Raw genomic sequence first — 16,959 nt, 5'->3', positions numbered from 1 at the left:
TATTATTTCGTTTACCATCCCGCACTTTGAACAAGATTAGGATTTCTACGTCTTTCATTTAAACTAATTGGCCAAAAGTAGTCCCGATCCATAAATGATCTGGTATAAAGCACTGTAGGTCTATAAAAAGAACTTTCGGCAGACTGATTAATATCCCAACCTAAGATGGGCGTATTTAATTCTTTCACCGCATCTTTCCATCTCCTTAAATCCCAGAAACGAATCCCTTCTAATGCAAATTCGCTTGTGCGCTCACTTTTAATAATTTCTCTAAAACCTTCTTTAGTGGTTGGTTTAGATGGATTAACCGAATAGTTAAGCCAGGAGTCTACGACACCGCCCAAACCGGTTCTTTCTCTAATCAAATCGATATAACTGTAGGCTTCTTGCGTTGGTCCATTAACTTCATTGAGAGCTTCAGCATAGTATAAATAAAGATTTGCTAAGCGCATCACAGGATATCCAAATAATCGAGCCGTAAACACATTGCTCGCAGCTACCGTATTTTGATAATTGTAATGCTTTTTAGAAGCAAAACCTGTCCAATTGTAATTTGTTGGATCGACTTTACCCGACGCCCCTGCATATTTCAAATCGATATTATACGCATTCGCATCTGAACCGGCTTGATTTACAAATAAACGACCTGCATCAAAAACTAACGATGCATAAAATCGATTTTCACGATCCAGCTGTAATCTTGAAGTTGTCTTTCCAGCAACCAGATTAAAGCGATAGCCATCCGTACTGGGTACAGTAACTAAATCAAACCTGGAATTATAGGGATATGAAATATCTTCGTCGATAGGAACACCATTTTTAGAGTAAAATTTCTCCACAAGATTTAACGTCACAGACATATATCCCGATAAGCTTGAACTTGTTGCATTCGCCGTAAAACGAGGAACCATAAAAGCTCCTTGATATGAAGCAGATGCAATAGAACGGGAATCGAGCCACAGGATCTCCTGATTATTAGAAGATTCACTAAATGCTTCCCTGGTATTCATTTGGTACTTGGTACTTGTCTGTGGCGTAAAGCTTCCAACAGCATTCCAAGTATGCAAATGCTTGCCTAATCCATGAGCAAAGTCAATCGCTTCCTTACAAGCTGCTGATGCCTTTTGCCATTTTTCGATAGAATAGGTTTTATTAAATAATTCTTTCCCATCGTTATTTCGTACCGACGCTTCTATTCCAGTATTTCCATTAAATAATGGACTCGCCGCATACATTAATATTTCAGCTTTCATCGCTTTTGCAACGAGCTTCGTAATCCTTCCTGTTTCTTGATTAACAGCAGTAACATCGTCCATCAAATATTCCATATCACTGTCTATCGTACTTATGATATAGTCAAAACATTCGTCTACACTGCTCCTTGGTATCTGGGAATTGCCAGGAGGATCATAGATGGGAATATTTTTGTCCATGATCGGAACAGGACCGTACTGTCTTAACAATAAAAAATGATAGTAAGCTTTCAAAAACTTGACTTCAGCGGCCCATTGCAGTTTTTCAGCATCGGTCATGTCGGGCACTTTTTGAATATTATCTAAAAATGTATTGCAGTTTGTAATACCAATCCAGAGACCAGTCGACCCATTATTACCATCCCATGCATTCATAAGCGGGTTATCTGAATTTTGATTTCCCAAGGCTATTTTCCAATTGTTATAGGAATTATAAGTGGATTGAGAACTTAACCAAAACTCATCTCCTGCCAAAATCCCGGTATTGGCAGTAACGGAAGAATTTAGGGGCAGTGAATTGTAGCAAGTCACTAAATATCGTTCGGCCATGGTGCGCATGGCAAATGCTTGATCGAGTACAGGAGCATTATCAGGCACAACATCTAGAAATTTGTTACAGGATGCAGTCATCCCGAGTAGCATACCCAATCCAAAAATACTTATCTTAAAATTATTTTTCATGATCATTATAGATTTGCATTTATACCAATATTGAAAACTTTCTGCAACGGATAATTGAGTGCATTTCCGCCCATCTCTGGATCCCATAATTTAAATGTGCTAAAGGTTAACAGATTGGTTGCACTCGCATAAATTCGGAAAGATTTAAACTTGAATTTTTGTGTAAATTCTTTATTTAAAGTGTACCCCAGTTCCAGTTGTTTTAAGCGAAATAGACTGGCATCACGTAACCAATAGGTACTCGAAACCGTATTATTAGCCATTGGTTGGATACTTAATCGCGGCCAGGCGGCATATATATTTTTATTATCTTCGGACCAATGACTGTCGGCCCACTCTTGCAGCACAGCATTCGGTGAGTTGATATTACCAAAAGGTGCTATCCCTTTACTTGTTGCAGTATTATCGGCAGTTGGGTTAATGAATAATGAAGCTCGACCTACACCACTAAAAAAGAAAGAAAGATCAAGTCCTTTATAGCCTGTACTTAAACCGAAACCATAATTGATTTCTGGTGTCGTTGGGTGACCAATAGGCATTCGATCATCGTCATTAATGACACCATCACGATTGACATCCAAGTACTTGATATCACCACCGCGTACCATTGAGCCAAACTCCTGTTTAGGACTATTATACACTTCATTATCATCAATAAACAACCTTTCTGCTATATATCCAAAGGTTTGAGCGGCACTTGTTCCGACCCGATTGCGATAATCATTTTTGTATTTAGGCTCTTCATAAAACACATATTCCCCTGTAGCATAAGTAAATGTTCCTCTTCCTTGGAACCACAAATCACTATTTACCGTTTTATTATAAACAAGCTCCCCATCAAATCCACGGCTTTTATACTCGCCCACATTCGCATATACATTTGCCGTCAATCCATTATTATTGGGTAATGTACGCTGCTGCACGATATTATCTCTAAATTGTGTGTAGAAATCCCCTGTAAAGGTAATGGCGCCATTAAAAAGACCTAGATCTATTCCTAAATTGGTTTGAGTAGAAATCTCCCAACGAATATCCGGATTTGCATAACGGTTTACAACCACACCATTAACCGTATATCGAGAGGATTCAGCAGGAGGTCCAAAGGTATAACCATTATTACTACTGTTTAAATTAACATCGGATAGATAAAAAAAGCGGGTGTCTAAAATCTGGTCATTACCTAATGTACCCCGTGTAAATCTAAATTTAAGGTTATTAACAACTGGTTTTAGCGGTTCAAAAAACTTTTCATTAGAAACGCTCCAAGCCGCTCCAAAGGATGGAAAAAATCCCCATCGGTATTTAGATGAAAATCTTTCTGATCCATTGTACCCAAATGCGAACTGTACATGATAACGACTATCATATCCGTAGGTAAAATTACCTGACAAGGAAACATTTCGTGATGGCAAAGTATTAATTAATGAGATATTATTGTCTACCGGCGTATTGATATTGTCGCGAATTGTATTGATCAACATACCAAAGAAATTATGCTTCTCAATGGCTTTTGAATATGAAAGTTGATTTTCCATATAAAAAATTGCGGCCTGAGTTCTGCTTCCGGGTTTAAAATCTAGATACTCGGTTCCTGTTGTTGGATTTAACTGCTTATAAATCGGTGTATTACTCACCGGATCAATTCCCATCGGAGTGTAATAGAATGGATTGTAAGTTCTGGATTGCGAGAAATATGAATTTCTTGAAATATTAATCAAACCCCTGTAGTTTAAACCAGGAGTAACGAGCTCGGAAAGATCTTGCTTCAGTTCAAGCTGAACCTGAACATCACTTCTTCTTCTTTCGGAATAACCGCGCATAATTTCAGCATATGGATTAAGATATTGACCATCTACCCCTGCATTTCCAAACAGCGGATGTTTGATGTAAGATTGTGCTGCTCCAACTTCATAAACCGGTAAGAATAATACAGGATTTGCCCTTAAGGCAAGGTTGTAAGCTTCTGCTCCGCTTGTAGGTGGCCCTGAATAATTTTGCAAATTAACAACAGTTCGAATCATCGCTTGCGTACTCTTCGTTAAATTAATGCCCACGTTACTCCGTAAATTCATAACCTGAAAATTCACATTATTATTGAAATTATTCAGATCATTCATTTTGAGTAGACCATTATCATTCGTAAAGTTACCGCTGACATTATAGTTGGCGATCTGACCGCCACCAGAAATACCTAAGTTGTAATTTTGAGTGGATGTTGTTTTATTGGTCAAAGCATCTAACCAGTCTACTGCTGGATAAAGTAAAGGATCACCTCCGGCCAATGTTTTTTCTATTTTCTCCTGTCCATATTGTTCTACAGCTAATGGATCTCTTGTTAACACGGCTTCATTGTTCAATTTCATCCAGGTAACAGGATCCGCTAACTTTAATCGCTGTGTTGGTGTAGAAATTCGATTTTCGGCACGTAAAGCTACTCTTGCAGGACCTTCCTTTCCTGTCTTGGTGGTTACTAAAACGACACCATTGGCACCTCTGGAACCGTAAACAGCAGACGCTGTTGCATCACGTAAAATGGAAAAATTTTCGATATCATCTACCGGTATCCGAGCAAGATCATCTGCCGTAACTTCCATATTATCAATTAATATGAGTGGTCGCGCATTTGTCCCAAAAGTACCGACACCTCTAATGAAAAAATCGGCGTTATCGGACCCCGGCTCTCCACTTCTCTGGAAGGAAACAACTCCCGCTACTTTTCCCTGCAAGGCAGCGGTCAGATTGCTGACTGGAGCACGTAGCTCTTTAGGACTAAGTGAAGCAACTGAACCGATAATATCCTGTTTTCTCTGCCTTTGTCCAAATGCGGTAACAACGACTTCATCAACCTGATTGGCTTCTGCTTCTACCAGCACCACATTGACGCTTGAGGATCCATTCACATTAATTTCCTGAGTTTTATAACCGACCATGGAGAAAACTAAAATTCCTGAGGATGGAACTTTTAAGATATAATTTCCATTGACATCGGTCGATGTTCCAACCGTTGATTTTCCTTTTAATGCAACTGAAACACCCCTCAAGATCGTCCCCGTAGAATCCTTAACGACTCCGGTTACTTGAATATCCGCTTGAAAGAGTTTATAATTACTTCGCAACAGTTTTTCAGACTCCTTTGCCTGACTATAATTGATGCTACTGAATAAAATAAGAGGGAAAATAATCGTTTTTGATGTGATCTTAAACAGCGTTGTAAACGGTGATCTTTTTAGGTCATCTTTATCACTAAGATGAAAAAAAAGATGACCATTTTTCTTGTGAAAAACACTCATTTTGTAGTCCTTAAAATTGGTTAATAAATAGATTTATAATTGTTGGTGATGGTTAGAGCACCGAAACAAATATTAAACTACTTAAGGACATTCTGAAAAGTCAAATCACAGCAAACGATTGCGTTAAACACGAAATCCTTTTCGTAATTAGTTACAAAAAACTACGAAATCCATTGCGTAATTACTACTAAAAAATCTACGAAATCGTTTAAGTAAAAGGGGGGAAAATAGCAGAAAAATCATTTAGAATCTTAAAAAACCATGCCGTTTTTTTTGAGGCTTAACTTCAACTGTACAATTCATTAGCTATTTGGCTTCCGACTAGAAACTGCTATATAAAAGCAACTATTTTCAATGTGAAATGAATCCATCTACCTCACCCCACTAGATTTCATTTAAAAAATCACTTAGAGACTGATCTTTTCCTACTGGTAGTTTTTTACGTAAACGGTACCGGTGTATTTCAACTCCTCTGACCGTAATATTCTGCAACTGCGCGATCTGCTTGGTGGTGAAATTCAATTTCAGATAAGCACAGACTTTAAGATCATTCCGTGATAACCCCTCGTGATTGGATTTCAGCTTATTCAAAAAGCCATCATTCAGTTCATCAAAATGCAGCGCAAACTGATCCCAGTTGGCACTATTTTTCTCCACATCCTTCAGTAAATTATTGATCCGTTTTAATTCCGATGCCTCTTCCTCACTCCCTTCTATTTTTGCCAGTTCATCGCGGACTTTGACAAGCGTTCCCGAGTTTTCCAAAAGCTGCATACTCGCACTGGCCAGTTCTTTGGTCTTCACCAGTACTTCCTGTTCCAGCTTTTCATTATTGAGTTTGACAATTTCCTTTTCACTCTTTTCAATTTCCAGCTGATGGATGTAGCGGAGCTGTGCCATTTTCTTCTCATATTGGAGCTGTTGCTTTTTCCAGACCTGCTTTTGCACCTTAAAAAAGAGATAAATGCCCAATGCTCCCAATAGAATATAGACCAGCTTTGCCCAGATGCTCAGATACCAAGGTGGTAAAATCGTAAAATCATAGCTAACGGTTTCGGAGATCTGATTTAAATTGTTTCGAACCCGAACCTGAAAACGATACTTTCCACTGGGCAGGTTGGTATATGATTTTTCAGCAATATTCTCCCATGCAGACCAGTTCTCATCATAACCGACAAGTTGATAGCTGAACTCCATATGTTCATGGATACCAAAACTTGGCGAAGAGAAAGCAAACTGAAAAGAATTGAATTTGGAAGCCATCTCCAACTGGTCCGCACGGAGCTGTTCGTAAGTTCCGGTTGCATTTTTGGTGAAATACCCGGCAAATAGAATACTGTCCTGCGCTGATTTTGCCGTTACCTGCGATAATAGGACAAGTGGTTTCCGCGCTTCCTGAATATATTTTTCATAGTTGATATGGATGATCCCTTTTTCAGCACCGATATAGATATTATTTTTATCAAACGTATTGATATGATCAAATCCCGAAGTATTCATACCTTCAATTTCTGGAAATTTGATAAGCTGATAGCTCTTATTTTTTGCATCAAATTGTGCGACCCCGACGTATTTATCTGTACAGTACCAGATATTGCCCTCTTTATCCTCCTTTAAATAGCGGATCGTCAGACCATCGAATGCCTTATAATCAGTTGCCGGTGCAAATGCATTTTTCCGATAATCATAGGTATACAGACCCTTTTCTGTAGCAAAAACGACCTGATCTTTGATCTTGAACACAAAATTCTGATAGTCTGACGGTAAACCGTTCTTCTTCGTTAAGAGAACAGCATCGTAAGCATGACGGTCTGCCGCCAGTCGCATGCGGTAAATGCCACGATAAGGATGCGAGGCCCAAATCGTTTTCTTCTCGTCCAGTTCTAAAAAGCGATATGAATCCACAAACCCGCGCAACTGACCCCCGGACTGAAAAATACCGTTTTGATAATTTAACAGCTCTAAACCCTGATAAGTACCCACCAGAGCCTGATTTACCGGATAAACGGAACTCAATGGCAGTACATTCCAGGTGCCTGTCCGATTGGACAACGGCAGTAAAGCTTGATCCTGAATCTGAAACAATCCTTTATTGTGCCCCAGTAATAAGCGTCCGTTCAACTCCTGCAGCAACCAGGCCTCGCCACCATCACTTTTCGGAAAAAGTGAAAAAGAACTCAACGAACGGCTCTGATCTTTCAGTCCTTTGCTGATAGGTGCCACATATACTCCGTTGGATGAAGATAAATAAAGCTTATGGTCAAAGATCAGCGACGATAGCCCAGTCACCTCATTTTCAAGATTGGGACGCAGATACCGTACCGCAGATCCGTACGAAATCACCGAAATCCCATTGTCACTGGCCACCCAGATATTTTTTTGCTGGTCAACAAATACCGCTGAAATATTCTTGTTCACCAAACCTTCCCGAATACCGATACGTTGAATCGTTTTCCCATCGCGATCTCGGATATGACAGCCCTCTTTTGCATTGCCGACAACAAAGGTGGAGTCATCGATACGCGCGGCAGATGGTGTATAACTATCATCCCAGCGCTCCTTATTCAATTGCAATAATACCCTGTCTTTCAACAAGTAGTTCTGGTTATTTAAAGTAGATACCACGATCCGCTCTTTACCAAGCGGAAGCATTGATGCGATTTTCATTTCGCGGTAAGGCAACGTTGCCAGCACGGGTGACCAGTGGTTATTCCGGTAGACCAATAAGCCATTTTTTTTATCTTGCGCAAAAAGCGATTCACCCACCTTACCCATAAAATACCATTCCGCAGCAGCAGGATGTACCGTTATTTTTTGGCCTTTGAGTTCAAAAATGACATTCGTCGCTCTAAAGAAAACAGACTGTCCAAACGATAACGTATTCCAGATGTCGGCAAAATTGCGGTACTCCTCCGGAATCAATGCTTTTAATGATGTATAGGTCAGACCACCCTGCTCAGCAGGTTCGAAATAACCAAAATCCCCCTGACCGCCTACATAGATCCGATCATGGCTGTCAATCCATAGCGAACGGATAATGGTATGGTTGGGCAACGCATACGATTTCCAGTACCGGCCATCAAAAGTAATCAGCCCTTCACTGTTTCCAAAATATAGGATGCCCCTGCTATCTTGTTTAATATCCCAAGTCCGGCTACCACCGCCATACACGGTTTTATTATAATTATTGACCAGCGGTAATCCCAATAAATTTTGTGCCCGTAATGAAATGGGTGTTATAAAAAAAACGAAAAAATAAAGGACTGCGAGATACTTCATACAAACTGTTTATAAGGGTTGACGTACAATTGACGTACCCCAAATATAGCGATTTTAACCACATTAACGCAACATGAAGTAGTAATGAAGTAGTGTTTAAATTTAACTTATGCCCATCTAAATCTAATTTTGAGCTAATTATAAACATTCCTAAATTTTTTAATTCAGCAAGCATGAAAAATAATGTTAGCATCATGGCAAGTGTTGCTCTTCTGTCTTGTCTTACCCATACGGTAAGTGCACAGAGCAGAACGATTACAGGTAAGGTCACAAATGAACTGGGGATTCCGCTAGTGGCAAGTATTACCTTATCTGGAGGTTCCAAAATTGGAACAAGTAGCAACGAGAACGGAGATTTCACTCTCACTATTCCCCAAAACACCAGTTATTTGACCGTCTCTTCTTTGGGCTATGAAACCAAAACGGTCACCATCACCGGCAATGCCGTCAACATCCAATTAAAGGCTAATGCCGATTTTAATCTGGATGAAGTCGTGGTAGTCGGTTACGGTACACAGCGCAAAGGGGATTTAACAGCACCTATTTCAACAGTCAATATGCAGGATATGGCCAAACGTACGGTTTCCAATTCGATGGATGCCCTTCAGGGTGCCGTTGCGGGTGTACAGGTCGTGAGCTCAGGAGCTCCGGGATCAACACCCTCCGTACGCGTCCGCGGTGTAGGCTCGTTCAACAATGAAAGCCCGCTATATGTCGTGGATGGGATGTTTATGGATAACATTGATTTCCTAAACCCCAATGACATTGCCGATATCTCTATCTTAAAAGATGCATCCGGAGCAGCCATCTACGGGGTACGTGCCGCAAATGGGGTTATCCTCGTCACCACGAAAAAAGGAAGTCTTAATATGAAATCGCGCGTCACCTACAATGGATTTGCAGGTTTCCAGACCCCGACCAACATCTTAAAGATGGCCAATGCGCAGCAGTATGCCAATTACGCCAATGCAACCGGAAATGGAGCCTTTGTCAAAAAATCGGTTGAAAAGTATGGTGGTACCGAAACCAATCCGGCCATGGATACCGACTGGTTCGATGAACTATTGCGCTCAAAAGCACTCATCACGAACCATAATCTCGACATCATGGGCGGCAGTGAAAAAATAACCTATGCTTTTGGTCTCAACTACGTCAAACAAGAAGGTATCATGGATGCTAAAAACAACAACCAAAAGTTTAACATGCGCATGCAGGCCGATGCTAAGGTTACAGATTGGCTGAAAGTTGGGTTTATGGCACATTTAAATAACTTTAAATCCTACCACCCTAATAATGCCGCTTTCCGTCAGGCGTATTTTGCATCGCCTTTATACCCGGTTTACGATCCGTCTATCGAACTTTCGAAACCTGAAAAATTCGGTTCCAGTACCGCAATCGGTATGCAGTCGGGATTTTGGTACAACAATCCGATCGCAACCGCATTTTACAACAACAATCAGACAAAAGGATTTCAGATCCTGCCGAGTTTTTACGTAGAGGCAGAATTATGGAAAGATAAAATTACCTTTAAGTCACAGCTTAGCCAGCGTTATCAATCGACACATAATATCGGGTATAATCCAATCTATTACATCGATAACGACCAGCGAAACGACCGCTCTTTCCTACGTTCGGCACAGGCACGTAACAACAACTACATCTTAGACAATTTACTGACATACAAAGATGAAGCCGGTAAACACCACTGGTCGGTCCTGTTGGGACAGTCGACACGTGAGGAACGCTGGCGTGAAACCTGGGTGCAGGCCAATGATGTACCTGAATCGGAAGAGTTCTGGTACGTAGGTGTTGGCGCTCAGGGAATCGGTTCGGCAACAGGATACGGTGAGAATGGCTCCCGAAATGCCGGAATATCTTATTTTACGAGAGGAACGTACGATTATGACAACAAATACCTATTGACCGCTACTTTCCGTGCTGACGGAAGTTCAAAATACCAGACCAAGTGGGGCTATTTCCCATCTGTGGGTTTAGGATGGGTGCTGACGAGAGAGAAGTTTATGGAAAACCAAAAGCTTTTCAATCAACTGAAACTCCGCGGAAGCTGGGGTAAACTGGGGAATGACGGCATCCAGCCCAATGCAGGTTATGCAACCGTATATTCCGGAAACAATTTCTCAGGCATCTTTGGTAGTGAGGGCACGACAAACGGAACACGTATCCCCGGATACCGTGTCGGCAGGTTCTTTTCACAGGTCCGTTGGGAAGTGGTGGAAGAATGGGATGGCGGTATCGATTTTGCCTTGTTGAACAACCGTCTGAGCGGTACCTTAGACTATTACCACAGAACAACGCATGATTTAGCTTTCAGCAGACCAATTCCATTTTCGTGGGACCGTGTTTATGGAAACTGGGGCAGTGTCGCCAACAGCGGATGGGAGCTTTCCCTTCAATGGAAAGATAAAGTCGGTGCATTGGGCTATTCCATTGCAGGAAATGTAACGACATTGAAAAATACCGTTAAAAATCTGGGCGGACTTGAGAATATCATGAACGGTTACCCGGAATGGTCGGCAGAATTTCCGGCCAGAATCCAGATCAACGAGCCCATCAACTTTTACTATGGTTATGAAGTCGCTGGCGTGTACCAAAATCAGGCGCAGATCGATGCAGATCCAATAGCAAAGGCGTACAATGAGCAAAATCCAAACGCCCCAATTTTACCGGGGTATCTCCAGTATAAGGATCAGAATAATAATGGCGAACTGGATGAAAACGACCGTATCAATCTCGGAAACTACCTGCCAAAGATCACCTATGGTTTCAACCTGGCATTCGATTACAAAAAGTTTGACCTAAGTGTCGCCTTTCAGGGGGTGAGCGGCAATAAAATCCATAACCTCAACCGGGCTATGCGCAGAAAATACAATCAGATGAATGTGGATGCGGCCTTTGTTGATAAACTATGGACAGGTGAAGGAACAAGCAACACGCATCCATCGGCTGCAGGTTCGGTGGCTTCCTGGAATTTACAGGCAAGTTCATTCTTTGTCGAAAGTGGTGCTTACCTCCGTGTACAAAACATTCAGCTAGGATATAGTTTTGACTTCCCGAAAATGCCAACCCGCATATTCGTTACGGCAGATCGACCTTTTATGTTCACCAAATACAACGGTTTTACACCGGAAGTATCCGGAATGGGATTTGATGCCAATGTGTATCCAATTGCATCGACGTACAGCCTAGGAGTCAAAGTTTCCTTTTAATTTTTAACCTTACTTTTTAATCTTATGAATACCTTTAAATATATCCTCATAGCAAGCTGTATAGCAGTACCGTTATCCATGACGAGCTGTAAAAAGTTTTTGGACAAGCCATTAGAAAACCAGCAGCGTTCGGAAGAAATCGACTACAGCAACCCTGCCCTGATGTACAGCCCCGTTTCTGGCGTATACCGCTCAGCAGCCGATGACAACCTGGTCCATTGGATCGATCTCTCCATCCGTTGCATGCGCGATGATGATTACCTGCAGGCTGCTCCCAGCCCCAATGATAATCCCGAACTCATGGCCATCAAAAACTTCCAGAATGATGTAACCGTGCAGTCGTACTGGGGACTGAACCAATCGTGGATCAGTTACTACAGTCTGGTCATCGCAGCCAACAATGCCCTGATTGAACTGGACAATTTCGCTGCAAAAATACCGGCCGGCAACAGCAAAGACCTCAACCTCAATAAGCAGTACAAAGCGGAGGTGCGTTTTCTGCGTGCATATGCCCACCTGATGGCCTCCCGCCTCTTCGGAAACGTTCCTATTTTGATCGACAGTGAAAATATTGGACGCCTGGCGACCATCGAAAAGAGCACTGCGGCCCAAGTAAGACAATTTATCATTGCTGAAATGAATGAATGTATCGAAGCACTGGAAGATGCACGTCCGAATCAGTCCATCCACATCGGCGCCGTGACCAAGTATACAGCACTGCTCCTTAAAGCAAAGGCTGCTGCAGACCTTGCCGGTAATGACAACAGCAGTCCGCATTGGGAAGAGGTCTTGGATGCGACCAATAAGATCATTGCAAGCAATAAATTCTCCTTATATCCAAACCTCTACGAGCTCTTTAAGCTTCCCGGAAAACTGGCCAATGAATCCTTATTTGAACTGCAATATTCTGATTTTGGCGTAGGTACAAGCGATATTGTACGTCCCGGAGTAGACTGGGGAACGTTCTTTAGGTGGCAGGGACCTTCGGGCGATCAAAAAGGAAGTCCCATATCCGGAGCCGGCTGGGTACCGCCATCTCAAAATATTGTCGATTTCCTGACAAACCGTGGCGATAATGAACGTTTGAAAAACACAATTCAGTACTGTGGCATCAACGGTAATCCTGCTACTTCGGTCACCACCCCGAGCGGTGATGTGGTCTATGGCAATCCATTCGGCATCAAATATTTCAACGGAAAAGCGTATCTTCCAAAAGCACAGATGACTGAAGGACGTATGGAATATGGCGCCAACAATAATGTTCGTATCTTACGTTATGCAGATGTATTGCTTCTAAATGCGGAAGCAAAAGTACGGAAAGGACAAAATGGCGACGAACCGTTCCGATTGGTACGCGAAAGGGCTAAATTGGGTGCTATTGCCAATGTGACGCTCAACCAGATTTTAGACGAGCGCAGAGCAGAATTTGCCTGTGAATGGTGGGGCGAGCGTTTCAATGACCTGGTACGTACCGGTAAAGCAAAAGAAGTATTTGGGGCTAAATTTATTCCTGGTGTGAGTGAATCTCTGCCTATACCGCAAACGCAAATCGATGCTAACCCTAATTTCAGATAAATTATGAGTCATATAAAAACAGGAATTTTAGGTTCCCTGCTCCTTTTCAACGTACAGCTGGCGGTATCGCAAGACAACAAACCCGTCAAAACCGTCATCGCTAAAGAAAACGGTGGTTATACCATCAAGCGTGACGGTCAACCGTATTTTATCAAAGGCGCTGGTGGAACCAATTATATGGATCGTCTAAAAGCGTATGGAGGTAACTCCATACGTACTTGGAGTCCACAAAATGCAGGCAAAATATTGGACGATGCGCATCGCTTGGGACTTACCGTGACCTTAGGACTGGACGTACGGGCCGAAAGACACGGATTTGATTACAGCAACCCCGAACAGGTAGCGCAACAATTGGAGGGCATCCGCAAGACCGTACTGCAGTACCGCAATCATCCTGCACTCTTGGCCTGGGGAATCGGCAACGAACTGAACCTGCACTACAGTAACCCGAAGGTTTGGGACGCCGTCAATGCGATTGCAGTAATGATTCATGAACTAGACCCTAATCACCTGGTGACAACCATGTTGGCAGGCATCAACCAAAAGGAATTTGATTATATCCAGGAAAAATGTCCGGCGATCGATCTGATTGCTGTTCAGGTATATGGAGGGCTCGCTTCCGTACCACAGCAGATTAAAAGTGTCGGCTGGACTAAACCTTATATGGTGACCGAATGGGGTCCTACAGGGCACTGGGAGGTGACACAGACCCCTTGGTCTGCTTCCATAGAGGAGAACAGCAGTGAAAAAGCGGCGGTTTATAAAAGCCGTTATGAGGCCTCTATCGGCACAGACAAGAACTGCCTAGGGTCTTATGTTTTCTTATGGGGACAGAAACAAGAGCGCACCCCAACCTGGTACGGACTTTTCACCGAAGCTGGTGAAGAGAACGAAGTGGTCGATGTGATGGAATACCTCTGGTCAAAAAAATGGCCTGAAAACCGTTCTCCACATGTATCGTCCCTCCTGTTAGATGGAAAAAAAGCGGCTGACTTCGTGTATGTCGAACCGGGGAAAACTTATCCTGTTGCTGTGTCTGTAAACGATCCGGATGGCGACAAGTTAACGACGCGCTGGGAGCTTCTCCACGAAAGCACCGACCTGAAAGAAGGTGGTGACCGTGAAGAAAGACCGAAGGCTATCCCAGGACGTGTGGCAGATGAGGGGCAGCAGCACACACAGCTCACAGCTCCTGCGGAAGAAGGCGCATACCGGTTGTTTGTCTATGTTTCCGATGGTCATAACAATGTGGCTACTGCCAATATCCCTTTTTACGTAACGGCTAATAAGTCAAACACAAGCGCCGCAGCCGCAAAAAACACTTACCGTTTTTCTAGCGAGCCTGTCTGGGCAGACGAATTTAATTATGAGGGCTTACCCGACACGACCAAATGGTCGTATGATGTAGGTTCAAAATATAACGGCTGGGGCAATAATGAGGATCAGTATTATGTTGCATCTTCGCTAAAAAACTCAGTTGTCGGTAAAGGGGTCTTAAAAATCAAAGCTTTAAAAGAAAGCAAAGGCGGTAAACCTTACACTTCTGCCCGACTGGTAAGCAAAGAAAAAGGTGATTTCCTGTACGGCCGCTTTGAAGCCCGTGCCAAATTACCGCGGGGACGCGGCAATTGGCCTGCCATCTGGATGTTGCCGACAGCATCCAAATATGGCAATTGGCCTAACTCAGGTGAGATCGATATCCTGGAACACGTGGGTTACGATCAGGATGTGCTCCACATCTCGACCCATACCAAAGCCTATAACCATAATATCAACACCCAAAAAACAGCAACAACAAAAGTCGCAGGTGTTTCCGATGATTTTCACCTGTACCGTGTGGATTGGACACCCGAATATATCAAAGGATTTATCGATGATCAAGAGATTTTTTCCGTTGAAAACGAACATAAAACCTTTGCCGAATGGCCCTTTGATCAAAAATTTCACTGGCTGCTCAATTTAGCCATCGGCGGAAATTGGGGCGGTAAACATGGGGTTGATGATAAGATATTTCCAAATGTTTTTGAAATCGATTACGTTCGTGTATATGAACTATTACCTTAGATCATATTTATTATATAGCTATAATAGAACACTTAACAGCTAACACCATAATTTAAAAGACCTTTTCAGCTATGGGCTGAAATGGTCTTTTTGTTATACTACTTCGACAGATCGATTCTGTTTAAGCTCCCGTTAAATCCTGAAACTTGAGCAGGTAAATCTTCCAGTTTAACTTCATGCTTATCATCCGCTCTTATCGCACTTACTTTTACCGAACCCTTATTTTTGATGTTTTTCGGGATCTCAATAAAGCCATAGGACTTATATGGAGCCTCTTGATGCCCCAATAAAGAACGAGGCCCTCCACCCAGGCAACCGCTGTGATATAAAATCACGGATTCCTTTTTGGCAGGGTAATACACATGTTGATGACCCGATAAATACAGGTCTACCTGATTTTCTTTCAAAAACTGCAAGGTCTCATCAGTATGCTCCAGAACTTCTCCTGGTTTATTTTTACTTTCAACGAGTGCATATAAAGGCAGGTGACCTAATACGATTTTAAATCTCGCCTCTTTAGCCAAAGGGCTATCCAGCTGATCTTTCATCCAACTTTTCACTTCAGCTGGGATTTGAGATGATGATGCATCCCAGGAGATAATGAACACATTATTTTTTAAATAAGAAAAGTAATACGGAAAATGACTGCTCTCAATGAAAGTAAGATTGACATCAGCTTTATGATTAGCCCAAAATGAGGCCGAAACTTCACGGTCCAGCACAAAATTGGGAGAGGCATCGTGATTACCCATCGTAAATCCAAATGGTACGCCAGAAGCCTTGATAGGTTGCAGTACAGCCTGATCAAATCCCTTCCACATAGCCTGAATAGCCTCTCTCGTTAAAGTCTTCTTTTGTCCTGCAACCATATCCCCACCGCACAAAATAAGATCTGGCTTTAATGTTGAAACACTTCCCACTAGATCCAACACTTCCTGACTGTAAGTCGTAGATCCATAAATATCATTTAAATCCGATATGACTAAGATCTTCAGACTTTTATTTTGCTGTTCCTTCTTGATATCCTTGTCAGAAATCTGAGAAAATACAGGATCAGTAACGATGATCAGCGCAAAGAAACAAAGCAAAGCCAATAAATTAGATTTCATATGGTAAGGTTTGAAGTACAAGTTTCAAATGTAAAACTATAATTTTATAATCCAGTTAAAAATGGAAATCATAGCCAGTAGCATTTTTGACTTCAGAAAATATTACTCCAGCACCTTTTTCTTATGATTAATGCCCCAATCCTTCAGTGCATAAATAACTGGAGTCAGCGTATCGGCATATTCCTCCAGCTGGTAGGAGATCTTTACCGGATATTCTTCGATAACAACTCTCCTGACCAGCTTATGCTGCTCCAGATCTTTCAGTTCTTTAGCCAAAACTTTGGGCGAGATCCCAGGAATACTCTCCTGGATATCCGTGAAACGATCATTACCGACACCAATGGATATAATAATAGGTATTTTCCATTTACCATTGATCACATCCAACGTGTCGCGCACCGGTCTTATGATTTCTAGACAGTCACAGTGAACTTTTTTTTGTGCCATTGTTTTAGTTTTAAATATAATGAAAAGCGGATTA

At 42.1% G+C, this 16,959-nt stretch carries 8 protein-coding genes; 3 read left to right on the top strand and 5 right to left on the bottom strand.

Annotation, left to right across the window (positions count from 1 at the left end; all coding sequences use genetic code 11):
- Window positions 1-11: 11 nt before the first annotated feature.
- From ACFS6I_RS07925 to ACFS6I_RS07915, 3 genes are all read right to left on the bottom strand, one after another.
- Complete coding sequence (locus ACFS6I_RS07925) at window positions 12-1,934, bottom strand: RagB/SusD family nutrient uptake outer membrane protein (RefSeq protein ID WP_380919450.1); 1,923 nt, start codon at window positions 1,932-1,934, stop codon at window positions 12-14.
- A 5-nt stretch (window positions 1,935-1,939) separates the two neighbouring features.
- On the bottom strand, window positions 1,940-5,224 hold the full coding sequence (locus ACFS6I_RS07920; RefSeq protein ID WP_380919448.1) for a SusC/RagA family TonB-linked outer membrane protein: 3,285 nt from the start codon (window positions 5,222-5,224) through the stop codon (window positions 1,940-1,942).
- A 384-nt stretch (window positions 5,225-5,608) separates the two neighbouring features.
- Window positions 5,609-8,503: a triple tyrosine motif-containing protein gene (locus ACFS6I_RS07915; RefSeq protein ID WP_380919446.1), complete on the bottom strand. Its 2,895-nt coding sequence runs from the start codon at window positions 8,501-8,503 to the stop codon at window positions 5,609-5,611.
- Window positions 8,504-8,676: 173 nt separating this feature from the next.
- On the opposite strand from ACFS6I_RS07915, the gene ACFS6I_RS07910 reads away from it, so the two are divergent.
- Genes ACFS6I_RS07910 through ACFS6I_RS07900 form a run of 3 tightly spaced genes read left to right on the top strand, consistent with a single transcriptional unit; the run spans window position 8,677 to window position 15,369 of the window.
- Window positions 8,677-11,730 carry a SusC/RagA family TonB-linked outer membrane protein gene (locus ACFS6I_RS07910; RefSeq protein ID WP_380919444.1) on the top strand — a complete coding sequence of 1,018 codons (3,054 nt, stop codon included), beginning with the start codon at window positions 8,677-8,679 and terminating at the stop codon, window positions 11,728-11,730.
- A gap of 24 nt (window positions 11,731-11,754) precedes the next feature.
- The gene (locus ACFS6I_RS07905; protein WP_380919442.1) at window positions 11,755-13,305 is read left to right on the top strand and encodes a RagB/SusD family nutrient uptake outer membrane protein; all 1,551 of its coding nucleotides are present in this window, start codon (window positions 11,755-11,757) and stop codon (window positions 13,303-13,305) included.
- 3 nt (window positions 13,306-13,308) lie between these two features.
- Window positions 13,309-15,369 (top strand): family 16 glycosylhydrolase, encoded by a 2,061-nt coding sequence (locus ACFS6I_RS07900; protein ID WP_380919440.1) that lies wholly within the window; start codon window positions 13,309-13,311, stop codon window positions 15,367-15,369.
- A 98-nt stretch (window positions 15,370-15,467) separates the two neighbouring features.
- Here ACFS6I_RS07900 and ACFS6I_RS07895 read toward each other — a convergent pair whose 3' ends face one another.
- Window positions 15,468-16,478: a metallophosphoesterase family protein gene (locus ACFS6I_RS07895; RefSeq protein ID WP_380919438.1), complete on the bottom strand. Its 1,011-nt coding sequence runs from the start codon at window positions 16,476-16,478 to the stop codon at window positions 15,468-15,470.
- A 102-nt stretch (window positions 16,479-16,580) separates the two neighbouring features.
- Entirely contained in the window at window positions 16,581-16,925 is a 345-nt protein-coding gene (locus ACFS6I_RS07890; RefSeq protein WP_380919436.1) for a winged helix-turn-helix transcriptional regulator, read from the bottom strand.
- Between the last annotated feature and the right edge of the window lie 34 nt (window positions 16,926-16,959).

Source organism: Sphingobacterium anhuiense, from assembly GCF_042686355.1.
GTDB lineage: Bacteria > Bacteroidota > Bacteroidia > Sphingobacteriales > Sphingobacteriaceae > Sphingobacterium > Sphingobacterium anhuiense.
Note: the sequence above shows the minus strand (reverse complement) of the source record. Positions and strands in the feature narration are given on the sequence as shown.

Bases quoted from the DNA above. Each gene is read 5' to 3' on its own strand.
- ACFS6I_RS07925 (WP_380919450.1), bottom strand. From the start codon at position 1,934: ATGAAAAATAATTTTAAGATAAGTATTTTTGGATTGGGTATGCTACTC.
- ACFS6I_RS07920 (WP_380919448.1), bottom strand. From the start codon at position 5,224: ATGAGTGTTTTTCACAAGAAAAATGGTCATCTTTTTTTTCATCTTAGT.
- ACFS6I_RS07915 (WP_380919446.1), bottom strand. From the start codon at position 8,503: ATGAAGTATCTCGCAGTCCTTTATTTTTTCGTTTTTTTTATAACACCC.
- ACFS6I_RS07910 (WP_380919444.1), top strand. From the start codon at position 8,677: ATGAAAAATAATGTTAGCATCATGGCAAGTGTTGCTCTTCTGTCTTGT.
- ACFS6I_RS07905 (WP_380919442.1), top strand. From the start codon at position 11,755: ATGAATACCTTTAAATATATCCTCATAGCAAGCTGTATAGCAGTACCG.
- ACFS6I_RS07900 (WP_380919440.1), top strand. From the start codon at position 13,309: ATGAGTCATATAAAAACAGGAATTTTAGGTTCCCTGCTCCTTTTCAAC.
- ACFS6I_RS07895 (WP_380919438.1), bottom strand. From the start codon at position 16,478: ATGAAATCTAATTTATTGGCTTTGCTTTGTTTCTTTGCGCTGATCATC.
- ACFS6I_RS07890 (WP_380919436.1), bottom strand. From the start codon at position 16,925: ATGGCACAAAAAAAAGTTCACTGTGACTGTCTAGAAATCATAAGACCG.